Origin of the sequence: Micromonospora sp. S4605, from assembly GCF_003176715.1 — a bacterium.
Classification (GTDB): domain Bacteria; phylum Actinomycetota; class Actinomycetes; order Mycobacteriales; family Micromonosporaceae; genus Micromonospora; species Micromonospora echinaurantiaca.
Genome location: NZ_QGSW01000048.1, coordinates 1 through 10,562, shown reverse-complemented (window position 1 = coordinate 10,562; position 10,562 = coordinate 1). Strand labels below are relative to the sequence as shown.

The following is a 10,562-nucleotide window of genomic DNA, read 5'->3' as shown; positions in this document are numbered from 1 at the left end:
CTCCTGCTCCAGGGTGGTCTGGTCGGTCAACGCTCGAACTCCTCCGACGGCGGGTGGACGGCCGCACGCCCCGTCGCGGCCGTCCACCCGCCGTCGGAGGAGTTCGAGCGTTGACCGACCAGACCACCCTGGAGCAGGAGATCGCCGTCGAACAGCGGCATCTCGACCGGGTGTACGCCCGACTGGCGGAACTGCGCCGGTCCGCGGTCCGCGCCGAGCGGGAGGGCTACCGGCTCGCCCGGGTGGGCAACTTCGGCGCGCTGGTGGAACGGGACGCGATGGTCTTCCACGCCGCGCAGCGCCGGCACGTGCTGGACGCCGAACACGAGGGGCTGGTCTTCGGCCGGCTCGACCTGCGCGACCGCCAGGTGCTGCACGTCGGTCGGCTCGGCATCCGGGACGAGAACGCCGCCACCCTGGTGGTCGACTGGCGGGCCCCGGCGGCCGCCGCCTTCTACCAGGCCACCCCGGCGCAGCCGCTGAACGTGGTCCGCCGCCGCATGATCCAGTCGTCCGGCGAGCGGGTCACCCGGATCGAGGACGACCTGCTCGATCCGGCCGCCGCGCCCGCCGACCTGGCGGTGGTCGGCGACGGGGCGCTGCTCGCCACCCTCTCCAAGGCCACCGGCCGGGGCATGCGCGACATCGTCGCCACCATCCAGCGGGAGCAGGACGAGGCGATCCGCTCCCCCGGCTCGGGCGTGACGATCGTGTCCGGCGGCCCGGGCACCGGCAAGACGGCGGTGGCCCTGCACCGCGCCGCGTACCTGCTCTACTCCGACCGCAGCCGGTACGCCGGCGGCGGGATCCTGGTGGTCGGCCCGTCCACGGTCTTCGTCGAGTACATCGCCTCGGTGCTGCCGTCGCTGGGCGAGGACACCGCCACCCTGCGCTCGCTCGGCAGCCTCTTCCCCGGCATGACCGCCACCCGCACCGACCCGCCGGAGGTGGCGGCGGTGAAGGGCTCGCTGCGGATGCGCCGGGTGCTGGAGCGGGCGGTCCGGGACGCGGTGCCGGACCAACCGGCCGAGCTGCGGCTGCTCTACCGGGGCGAACTGCTCCGGCTGGAGCGGGCCGAACTGGACGCGATCCGGGACCGCGCGCTGCCCCGCGGTGCCCGCCGCAACGAGGTGCGCCGGGCCGGCTTCGACGGTGTCTTCGCCGCGCTCTGGGCACAGGCCCGCCGGCTGAACATCGGCCGGCTGCCGGAGCAGCGCGCCTTCGAGGCCGAGCTGGCCGACCGCCCGGAGTTCCGGGAGTTCCTCAAGGCGTGGTGGCCCCGGCTGCACCCGCGGCACGTGCTCGGCTGGCTGGCCGACCCGCAGCGGCTGCGCCGGTACGCCGGCGGCATCCTCTCCGGCTCGGAGATCCGGCTGCTCACGTCCGCGTACCGGACGCTGGACAGCGCGGGGCTGACCATCGCCGACGTCGCGCTCCTGGACGAGCTGGACGCGCTGCTCGGCAAGCCGGTGCGCCCGGCCCGACCGAAGCGGGACCCGTTCCAGCTGGCCGGCGGGGTCCGCGAGCTGAGCACCTTCGCCGACCGGCAGCGGGCCGCCCGGGAGGCGGCCCGGCAGCGTCCGGAGGACTACCGCGAGTACGCCCACGTGGTGGTCGACGAGTCGCAGGACGTCTCGCCGATGCAGTGGCGCATGATCGGCCGGCGGGGCCGGTTGGCGTCCTGGACGGTGGTCGGCGATCCGGCGCAGACCGCGTGGACCGGTGACCCGGAGGAGCTGACCCGGGCCCGGGACCAGGCGCTGGGCCGGCGCAAGCGGCAGCAGTTCACGCTCACCACCAACTACCGCAACTCGGCGGAGATCTTCGCGGTGGCGGCGGCGGAGATCCGCCGGCTCTATCCCGACCTGCCGCTGCCCACCGCGGTCCGCTCCACCGGGGTCGACCCGGTCGAGCTGGTGGTGCCGGCCGCGGAGCTGGAGACCGCCGTGGTGGAGGCGGCCTCCGCGCTGCTCGCCGAGGTGGAGGGGACGGTCGGCGTGATCACCCCGGTGCCGCGCCGGGCCGAGGTCGCCGGCTGGCTGGGCGGGCTGGGCGCGCCCCGGCTCCAGGTGGTGACCAGCCTGGAGGCCAAGGGCATGGAGTACGACGGGGTGGTGCTGGTCGGGCCGAGCGAGATCCGCGCCGACCCGGGCTCCGGGGTACGCACCCTGTACGTGGCGCTCTCCCGGGCCACCCAGCGGCTGACCACCATCGACCCGACCGGCTGAGCCCGGGCGCCGTCGGTGCCCCGGCACCGGTGACGACCACCCGACAGTTGCATACATAGCGATGTGAACATATATTTGACCGGGTCCGGACGGGCGGCGGAGGGTGTTCGCGTGGGCGCAGGTCATGACCACCACCACGGGTCGGCGGTGAACGCGGCCCACCACCACCGGGGCCGGCTCTGGGCCGCTTTCGGCCTGCTCACCGCGCTGATGGTGGTGGAGGCGGTGGCCGCCTTCCGCACCGGCTCGCTGGCCCTGCTCTCCGACGCCGGGCACATGTTCACCGACGTGCTCGGCATCGGGATGGCCCTCGCCGCGATCACCGCCACCCGGCGGACGACCGGCGACCCGCAGCGCACCTTCGGGCTCTACCGGCTGGAGGTGCTGGCCGCGCTGGCCAACGCCGTGCTGCTCTCCGGCGTCGCCGTCTACGTGGTGATCGAGGCGGTACGCCGGTTCGGCGACCCGCCTGAGGTGCTGGCCGGCCCGATGCTGGTGGTGGCCGTACTCGGCCTGCTCGCCAACGTGGCCGCCTTCGCGCTGCTGCGCTCCGGCGCCCGGGAGAGCATCAACGTGCGCGGGGCGTACCTGGAGGTGCTCGGCGACCTGCTCGGCTCGCTCGGCGTGATCGGGGCGGCGCTGCTGATCGCGGTCACCGACTGGTGGTGGGCGGACCCGCTGGTGGCGGTCGGCATCGGCCTGTTCATCCTGCCCCGCACCTGGCGGCTCGGGCGGGCCGCGCTGCGCATCCTGGTGCAGGCCGCCCCGGAGCACCTCCAGGTCACCGCCGTGCACGACCGGCTGGCCGCGGTGCCCGGCGTGGCCGGCGTACACGACCTGCACGTCTGGACGCTCACCTCGGGCATGGAGGTGGCCTCGGCGCACCTGACCATGGCACCCGGCGCGGACGTCGGCCGGGTGCTCGCGGCGGCGCGCACCGCCCTGCACGAGGACTTCCGGATCGAGCACGCGACGTTGCAGATCGAGCCCGGAGCGGCGCCTGGGGCCTGCGGGTCGGTTGAGTGGTAATGAGCACAACCTTAAATCTGGGTGTGTATCGTGCGCTTATGCCGGATTTTCCAGTGACCACGCGGACACCCTCAGTCACATCCGCTGCACGGGTCACAGTGGCACCGGTAGGCTCTGTTCCGGCCTCCGCCAGGCGGCACGCACCGGTGCCGGCGGTGGCCGCCGCCTAATCGCCCGACAAGGCGAGCCGGGGAACCATGTTCCTGGGGTGCATCCGCGTCAGCGGTAGGGATCTTCCGTCCCGAACCCGTCAGCTAACCCGGTCGGCGGCTGACGGAAGGACACCTGCATGCCAGTAGTGGCACCTGTACGACGTACCGCCGCCCGGATGGCGGCACTGATCGTGACCACTCTCGCCGTCGGCGTCGCCATCGCGCCGGTCAGCACCGCACCGGCCGGCGCCGCCGCGCCCACCGCCGGCCTGCTGGCCGCCGCACCCGGCCAGGACTCCGAGGGCGGCACCCCCGCCCTGCGCGCCCAGCTCGAGGCGGCCAGCAAGGGCTACCTGGACGCGAAGGCGGCGCTGGACACGTCGGTCAAGCGGCAGAAGGAACTGGGCGTCCAGCTCCAGGCCACCGAGCGCGAGCTGGCCGAGCGCACCAGCAAGGTCGGCGAGATCGCCGGCGTGGCGTACCGCGCCGGCCGGCTCGGGACGGCGTCCGCGCTGCTCAACAGCAGTTCCCCGGAGGGCTTCATGGACCGCGCCGCCGCGCTCGACGCGGTCGCCGCCAACGAGGACCGGGCACTGCGCAACCTCCAGGAGACCCGCGACGAGGCCAACCGGACCAAGCTCGCCCTGGACGGCGAGATCCGCGAGCAGCGCAAGCAGGTCACCCTGATGGCCAAGCGCAAGGAGCAGGCCGAGCGGGCGCTGACCGTGGCCAACGCGAAGGCCTCCGGCGACACCTCCAACCGGGGCACCTCCAGCGCGACGGCCAAGCCGGCCCCACGCAACGCCGACGGCTCCTGGCCGTCCGAGTCGTGCAGCGTCAACGACCCGACGCCGGCCAACGGCTGCATCACCCCGCGCACCCTGCACGCGCTGAACCAAGCCAAGGCGGCCGGCTTCACCCGGTACGTCTCCTGCTACCGCTCAGGTGGCTCCGGTGAGCACCCGAAGGGCCGGGCCTGCGACTTCGCGGCACAGAAGGACGGCTTCGGCGGGGACGCCACCGGCGGGGACAAGACGTACGGCAACAACCTGGCCGCTTTCTTCATCAGGAACGCCGACCGGCTCGCCGTGCTCTACGTGATCTGGTACCGGCAGATCTGGCTACCCAGCAGCGGGTGGAAGTCGTACAGCGGGGCGGGCGGCGACCCGTCCAGCGACCACACCAACCACGTGCACCTGTCGGTGTACTGACCCCGGCCCCGGTGACCCGTCCCCGGCGGCGGGTCACCGGGTACGCCGGACGCGGCGGGCGCCACGCCCGGCGCTACGCCGCCGGACGTAGGCCGGGTGTCGTCAGCGGCCCGACGACCGACGCCCGCCATGGCGGCAGCATCGTCCGGTATGAGCCGACTCTCGCCTCCCGCCCGCAAGGCCCTGCTCACCCTGCACCTGGTCACCTCGCTCGGCTGGCTCGGCGTCGACCTCGTCCTGCTCGCGCTCGGCGTCGCCGTACTGCGTGGCGCGGACCCGGCCGCGGTCTACCCGATCTCCGCGCTGGTCGGCACCGTGCTCTTCGCCCCGTTGAGCGTGACCGTCTGGCTGGTCGGCGTGGCCAGCGCCCTGCTCACCAGGTGGGGCCTGCTGCGGCACCGCTGGGTGCTGGTGAAGTTCCTGCTCACCACCGTGATGACCGGGCTGGTGCTGTTCCAGCTCACCCCAACGCTGCGGCACGCCGGGGAGGTCGGGGCGGCGTTCCCGGTGCGGGACCGGATCGACCTGGTGGTCGCCCCCTCGGTCTCCACCACCCTGCTGATCGTGGCGACCGTGCTCTCCACGTACAAACCGTGGGGCCGGCTGCGGCGGGCCACCGGCACGCCCGCGCGGCACGCGCCCACGGCGGCGGCCCGCTGAGCGTGCGGCACCGGGCCCGGCCGCGGCCGAGGAGGCTCAGCCGGGGGCCGGCGGGTCGGCCGGGCCGCGGTCGAGCATCGCGCCGAGCCGGGCGGCCAGCCCCAGGTGGGCCGAGCGGGCCTGCCGGAAGGCGTAGCCGAACAGCGGCGCCGGCGCGGTCAGCGTGATCTCCACGTCGATCCGGACCCCGTCCGGTTCGACCCCCAGCCGGGTGTGGTTGCGCACCGTGGTGGCGGGCCACTGCCGCGCGACCGTGACGATCTCGTCGGCGTCGGCGACCAGCACGTCCGCCCGGTAGGTGACCGGAAAGCGCAGCGGCCCGGCGGCCAGCCGGTCGGTGATCGCGTAGCTGGCCCGGGCGCCGGGGCGGGTCCGCACCCGCCGGACCCGGACGATCAACGGGTGCAACTCCGCCTGCCGGGTCGGGTCCGCGAGCAGCGCCGCCGCCTCCGCCACCGGGCAGCGGGCCTGGACGGTGTAACTGAAGGAATCCCGCTTGAGCACACCGTCTCCCCACCGTCACTGGTCGGACGATCGTCGCCCACCGTGGGCACGCCTGGCAACGCCCCGGCGGCTCGCGGACCGGACCGGCGGACGGCGGCCCACCGCCCGGATACGGTCAGCTGATGAGGGATCACCGGGCGTGTCGACGACGGAGCGCGGAGCGGGGATGAACGAACACGTGATGGTCTTCGCGCCCACACCGCGACTGACGGTGACCGTGGACCAGCCGAGCGACCAGCCGGAGCTGCACCTGCACCCGGGCGGGCAGGGCGTCTGGCAGGCCCGCATGGTCATGTCGCTCGGCGTTGACGTGGTGCTCTGCACCGCGCTGGGCGGCGAGATCGGCCAGGTGCTGGAGCCGCTCCTGGTCAGCGAGGGAGTGGACCTCAAGGTGGTGATCCGCGAGTCGGGCAGCGGCGGCTACGTGCACGACCGCCGGGAGGGTGCCCGCCGGGAGATCGTGGACGTGCCCGGGCAGCCGTTGAGCCGCCACGAGTTGGACGAGCTCTACAACCTGGCGCTCGGCGAAGGGCTGCGCGCGCCGGTGAGCGTGCTGAGCGGGCCGAACCAGCCGTCGCTGGTGCCGGCCGAGCTCTACCGGCGCTTCGCGGCCGACCTCGGCGCCAACGGCACCCGGGTGGTGGTCGACCTGTCCGGGGAGCACCTCGCCGCGGTGCTGGACAGCGGCGTGTTCTTCCTCAAGGTCAGCCACGAGGAGCTGATCGCCGACGGGCGGGCCGCCGGCGAGGACGAGGAGCAGCTCACCCGGGCGATGTACGACCTGCACGCCGGCGGCGCCGAGAACGTGGTGGTGAGCCGGGCCGACCAGCCCGCGCTCGCCCTGGTCGACGGCGAGGTGTTCGAGGTGGAGATGCCCCGGCTGCAGGCCGCCGACCCGCGTGGCGCGGGCGACTCGATGACCGCCGGGGTGGCCGCCGTGGTGGCCCGGGGCGGCGACGTGCGCACCGCGATCCGTACCGGGGCGGCGGCCGGCGCGCTGAACGTCACCCGGCACGGCCTGGGCACCGGCCGGCTGGACTCGGTCACCGGCCTGGTCGACCGGGTGCGGCTGGTGCCGGCCGGCAGCCGCCCACAGGAGCGGACCACCCCGGACGAGCTGGCCGAACGGGCGGCCGAACGATGACGCTGCGGGTGCTGGTGACCAACGACGACGGGATCGCCGCGCCCGGCATCCAGGCGCTGGCCCGGGCAGCGGTGGACCGGGGGCTGGACGTGGTGGTCGCCGCCCCGCTGGAGGAGGCGAGCGGCACCAGCGCCTCGATGAGCGCGGTGGAGAGCGAGGGTCACGTGGTGGTCAACGACCATCCGTTGCCGGAACTGCCCGGGGTGCCAGCCTTCGGGGTCGGCGGCTCACCCGGGTTCATCGCGCTGATCGCCGTGCACGGCGCGTTCGGCCCGCCGCCGTCGGTGGTGCTCTCCGGCATCAACCGGGGCGCCAACGCCGGCCGTGCGGTGCTGCACTCCGGCACCGTCGGCGCCGCCTTCACCGCCGCGGCGAACGGTTGCCGGGCGATGGCCGTCTCGCTGGACGTGCTCTCCGCCGGGGAGGCGACCGCCGCCAGCGGCGGCGCGGCCGTGGCCGCCGCCGCCCGGGTACGCGACGCCGAGCGGCACTGGGCGACCGCCGCCCTGGTCGCCCTCGACCTGCTTCCCCGGCTGACCGCCGGGCCGGTGGAGAGCGTGCTCAACGTGAACGCGCCGGACCTGCCGCCCGCCCGGCTGCGCGGGGTGCGGCGTGGCTCGCTGGCCAGCTTCGGCCAGGTGCAGATGACGGTGGCCGAGTCCGGCCACGGGTACGTGCGGACCTCGCTGGAGGAGCCGGGACAGTCGGTGCAGCCCGGCACCGACCTGGCGCTGCTCGCCGAGGGGTACGCGTCGGTGACGGCGATCCGCGCGGTCACCGAGGTGACCGACATCGACCTCTCCGGGCTCGGCGCACCGGTCGGGTCGGGGGGCTGAGTCGGCAGCGGCCTGCCCTACCGGATGCGCGGGCGCGGCACGCCGGGTCGCCTCGTGGTCAGGCGCCGGGGAGGACCTCCGGAGCGGGCGCGCCGGCGTAGTAGGGCTCGGGGGCGCCGAAGAGACCGAGCAGGCCGGTGACCCAGAGCTGGCGGTGCACGAACCGGCTGGGCTCGGTGACGACCAGCTTGACGCCGCTGACCTCGGCGGTCTGGAAGCCGGCGACCATGGCGCTGATGCCGACCGAGTCGATGAAGGTGACCAGGCGCATGTTGAGCTCGATCCGGGTCGGGCGGCCCTTGGCCAGCACCTCGGCGATCGCCTCGCGCACCTCGTACGCGGTGTCGACGTCGATCTCGCCCCGCGGGGCGATCTCGATGACACCACCGGACAGAACCGACTTCACGATCGACAGGCTCACGCGAGCACCTCCACTCGCCCGTCCGACGGGCGCCTCATCAGTACGCGGGCCGCGACCGAGAGTATTCCTCTCACGGCCTCGGTCGCCACCCCTCGGGATGAGCAATTCGCGGATCCGGGCATGCCAAATCGCCCTTATCCGGACTTTTCGTATTCTATTTCCCCAACGATCAGCGGACGCCCACGCGTCGCCGTCCAAGGGTAACGGGCCGGCACCACCCCCGCCGAACTCCACCGTCCCGGGCGCGCCCACCGCGCTTACGCCCCGCCGTTGCCCGCCGCGCCTAGCATCGGCGAAGAGGTTGCCGACTGCGACGGAGGAGACTGTCGATGCTCAGGAGACTTGCCGCGCTGGCCGGGGTCGGCGCGCTGCTCGCCCTCGTACTGGCCTGCGGGTTCGGTGGCGGCGGCGGCGATGATGACGACGATGACGACGACGACTTCGCCCGCGGCCCGGCGGCGGTGATGGTGCTGCGCTGACCACCGCGTCCGGCGATGGTGGTGCCTGGTTTGCGCCGGCCACGGTCGGGGCACTGGCGGTTGCAGGCGAACCGTAACGCGCCGGACAGACGCCGGAGTCCGAAGTGGCCGGCCGACTTCGGCACCCCGAGGAGGTAACCACGATGTTCGGAACCAACCTGTTGGACCGCCGCAACAAGCCCGAGCGGATCGCCGACCAGGCCTGGCAGCAGCTCGTCTCGGCGGTCAGCTCCGCCGGGGACAGCGTCCGCGACACCGCCCGGTCGGCCCGGCGCGGCGGCTCCGGGCTGACCGAGGGCGCCGGCGAGCTGGTCGGCTCCGCGGCGGACGAGGCGCGGCGCCGGGCCAGCCTCGCCTTCGACGCGCTCGCCGGCCGCCGACCGGCGCTGCCCTGGACGCTGCTGATCGCCGCCGCGCTGGCCGGCGCGGCGATCGGCTGGGCCGCCGGCACCGCCGCGCGGGCGGCCGGCAGCCGCGACCGGGCCGCCGACGACATCGAGTTCGTCGACGTGGACCGGCCCAACTCCCCCGTCGGCCTGGACGGCTGACCGCCCGCCGGCACGGGCACTCCCGGGCCCCGGTCGACCGTCCGGTCGACCGGGGCCCGTCGCGTCTCGGCTCCAGCCACCGCCGCTCACCCCGGACCCGCTCCCCGTCGCTCGGGCATTCGAACAGCGAAGGAGTGGCCACTCCGCAGGGAATGGCCACTCCTTCGGTGAAGGTGCGTGGGCGGTCGCCGGACGGGTCAGAAGGCGGTGATGTCGGCCGGCGCCCGCTCGGCCCGGCTGAGCGCCCGCAGCACCGCCGGCTGCCCGTGCCGGCGTACGGCGAGCCGGGCCAGCAGCGAGAGCACCGGGTCGAGCACCTCGGCGGGCAGGTCCGGAGTGGGTACGCCGACGCTGACCGCGAGGTCGTCGGAGTGCACGGCGATCTCCATCAGCCGGGTGGTGAGGTAGTCGTCCAGGGTGAGCGACCAGGGCCCCCGCGCCAGGTGCACCACCCGGTCAGCCGGCTGCGCCGGCAGCGCCTCGGTCAGCTCGCACAGCATGGCGGCGGCCCGGTCGACCAGCGCCGCCGGCCCGTCCGCCGCCGCCTCGTCGCCGGCCCGGCGGATGCCGACGTTGATCTCGTCGTCCAGCGGCGTCCCGATCCACCGGGCCGGCGCGTAGTGGTCGAGCAGCCCGACCGGCTCGCCGGGCGGGACCGGCTCGGCCAGCACGGTCGAGACCTGGAAGAGCTGCCCGGCGAGGTGGCCGGCCAGCCCGCCGACGCCGAACTCGGCCAGCGCGCTGGGCTCGTCCCACCGGGCCGCCACGGCCGGGTCGGCGAGCAGGTCGAGCGCCGAGCGCGCGGCGGTCAGGTAGGCCGTCCTGATCGGACTCACGGGTGATCCCCTTCCCTCGTTCCGGCCACCGAGCCTAGGGACCCTCCGTCGATCTCGCCCGCCCGGAACGCCGCCGGGTAACGGTTCGTCCGGGTGCCCGGCCCGCCGGGGCGCCGGACCCCTCAGGCCGCCCCGGCGGACCGGAGTCCGCGCCGCACCGCTGGCGGCGGGCGGGCCGCCCGCCGCCCGGGTCAGCGGCTAATGCAGGTGATCGCGTGTGGTGGACTGTTGGCGCCGGTCCAGCTGGCGAGGAAGCCGATCGTGGTGCTGGCGCCCCCGCCGAGTCCGCCGTTCCAGCCGGCGTCGCGGACCGTGACCGCCGGGCCGGTCTGGGTGTGCGTACCGCCCCAGAGCTGGGTGATCCGCTGGCCGTCGGGGAAGGCCCAGTCCACCGTCCATCCGGTGATCGGCGAGGGGCGGGTGTTGCGCACCACCACCTCGCCCTGGAAGCCGCCGGCCCAGGAGCCGGTCACCCGGTAGCTGGCCGAACACCCGCCGGGCGGCGGCGTGACGG

12 protein-coding genes and 1 riboswitch are annotated in these 10,562 nt (G+C 74.6%); of the genes, 8 read left to right on the top strand and 4 right to left on the bottom strand.

Annotated features, from left to right (window positions below; translation table 11 throughout):
* Positions 1 to 110: 110 nt before the first annotated feature.
* The 4 genes from DLJ47_RS02265 to DLJ47_RS02250 all read left to right on the top strand — a co-directional run bounded on the left by DLJ47_RS02265 (position 111) and on the right by DLJ47_RS02250 (position 5,280).
* Entirely contained in the window at positions 111 to 2,228 is a 2,118-nt protein-coding gene (locus DLJ47_RS02265) for a HelD family protein (RefSeq protein ID WP_109898443.1), read from the top strand.
* A 111-nt stretch (positions 2,229 to 2,339) separates the two neighbouring features.
* Entirely contained in the window at positions 2,340 to 3,257 is a 918-nt protein-coding gene (locus DLJ47_RS02260) for a cation diffusion facilitator family transporter (RefSeq protein WP_109898442.1), read from the top strand.
* A 153-nt stretch (positions 3,258 to 3,410) separates the two neighbouring features.
* Positions 3,411 to 3,542: riboswitch (cyclic di-AMP (ydaO/yuaA leader) on the top strand.
* A 4-nt stretch (positions 3,543 to 3,546) separates the two neighbouring features.
* On the top strand, positions 3,547 to 4,620 hold the full coding sequence (locus DLJ47_RS02255; RefSeq protein ID WP_109898441.1) for a coiled-coil domain-containing protein: 1,074 nt from the start codon (positions 3,547 to 3,549) through the stop codon (positions 4,618 to 4,620).
* A gap of 150 nt (positions 4,621 to 4,770) precedes the next feature.
* Positions 4,771 to 5,280, top strand: coding sequence for a hypothetical protein (locus tag DLJ47_RS02250; RefSeq protein WP_109898440.1), 510 nt, complete (start codon positions 4,771 to 4,773; stop codon positions 5,278 to 5,280).
* 36 nt (positions 5,281 to 5,316) lie between these two features.
* Here DLJ47_RS02250 and DLJ47_RS02245 read toward each other — a convergent pair whose 3' ends face one another.
* Positions 5,317 to 5,784, bottom strand: coding sequence for a hypothetical protein (locus tag DLJ47_RS02245; RefSeq protein ID WP_109898439.1), 468 nt, complete (start codon positions 5,782 to 5,784; stop codon positions 5,317 to 5,319).
* 166 nt (positions 5,785 to 5,950) lie between these two features.
* On the opposite strand from DLJ47_RS02245, the gene DLJ47_RS02240 reads away from it, so the two are divergent.
* Entirely contained in the window at positions 5,951 to 6,928 is a 978-nt protein-coding gene (locus DLJ47_RS02240; RefSeq protein WP_199235662.1) for a 1-phosphofructokinase family hexose kinase, read from the top strand.
* A complete protein-coding gene (gene surE / locus DLJ47_RS02235) occupies positions 6,925 to 7,764 on the top strand; it encodes a 5'/3'-nucleotidase SurE (protein ID WP_109898438.1) in 840 nt (279 codons plus the stop codon). Before DLJ47_RS02240 ends, surE begins: the two co-directional genes overlap by 4 nt.
* A 58-nt stretch (positions 7,765 to 7,822) precedes the next feature.
* Here surE and DLJ47_RS02230 read toward each other — a convergent pair whose 3' ends face one another.
* A complete protein-coding gene (locus DLJ47_RS02230) occupies positions 7,823 to 8,185 on the bottom strand; it encodes an STAS domain-containing protein (RefSeq protein WP_088992538.1) in 363 nt (120 codons plus the stop codon).
* Between the two features lie 329 nt (positions 8,186 to 8,514).
* Between DLJ47_RS02230 and DLJ47_RS35595 the strand changes: the two genes are divergently transcribed.
* Positions 8,515 to 8,664, top strand: coding sequence for a hypothetical protein (locus DLJ47_RS35595; protein WP_158289767.1), 150 nt, complete (start codon positions 8,515 to 8,517; stop codon positions 8,662 to 8,664).
* A gap of 143 nt (positions 8,665 to 8,807) precedes the next feature.
* Entirely contained in the window at positions 8,808 to 9,212 is a 405-nt protein-coding gene (locus DLJ47_RS02225) for a hypothetical protein (RefSeq protein WP_109898437.1), read from the top strand.
* Positions 9,213 to 9,409: 197 nt separating this feature from the next.
* Here DLJ47_RS02225 and DLJ47_RS02220 read toward each other — a convergent pair whose 3' ends face one another.
* Both DLJ47_RS02220 and DLJ47_RS02215 read right to left on the bottom strand, forming a co-directional pair.
* Entirely contained in the window at positions 9,410 to 10,048 is a 639-nt protein-coding gene (locus DLJ47_RS02220) for a maleylpyruvate isomerase N-terminal domain-containing protein (RefSeq protein WP_109898436.1), read from the bottom strand.
* 191 nt (positions 10,049 to 10,239) lie between these two features.
* The coding region (locus DLJ47_RS02215; protein ID WP_199235661.1) for a cellulose binding domain-containing protein at positions 10,240 to 10,562 on the bottom strand (323 nt) is incomplete at its 5' end.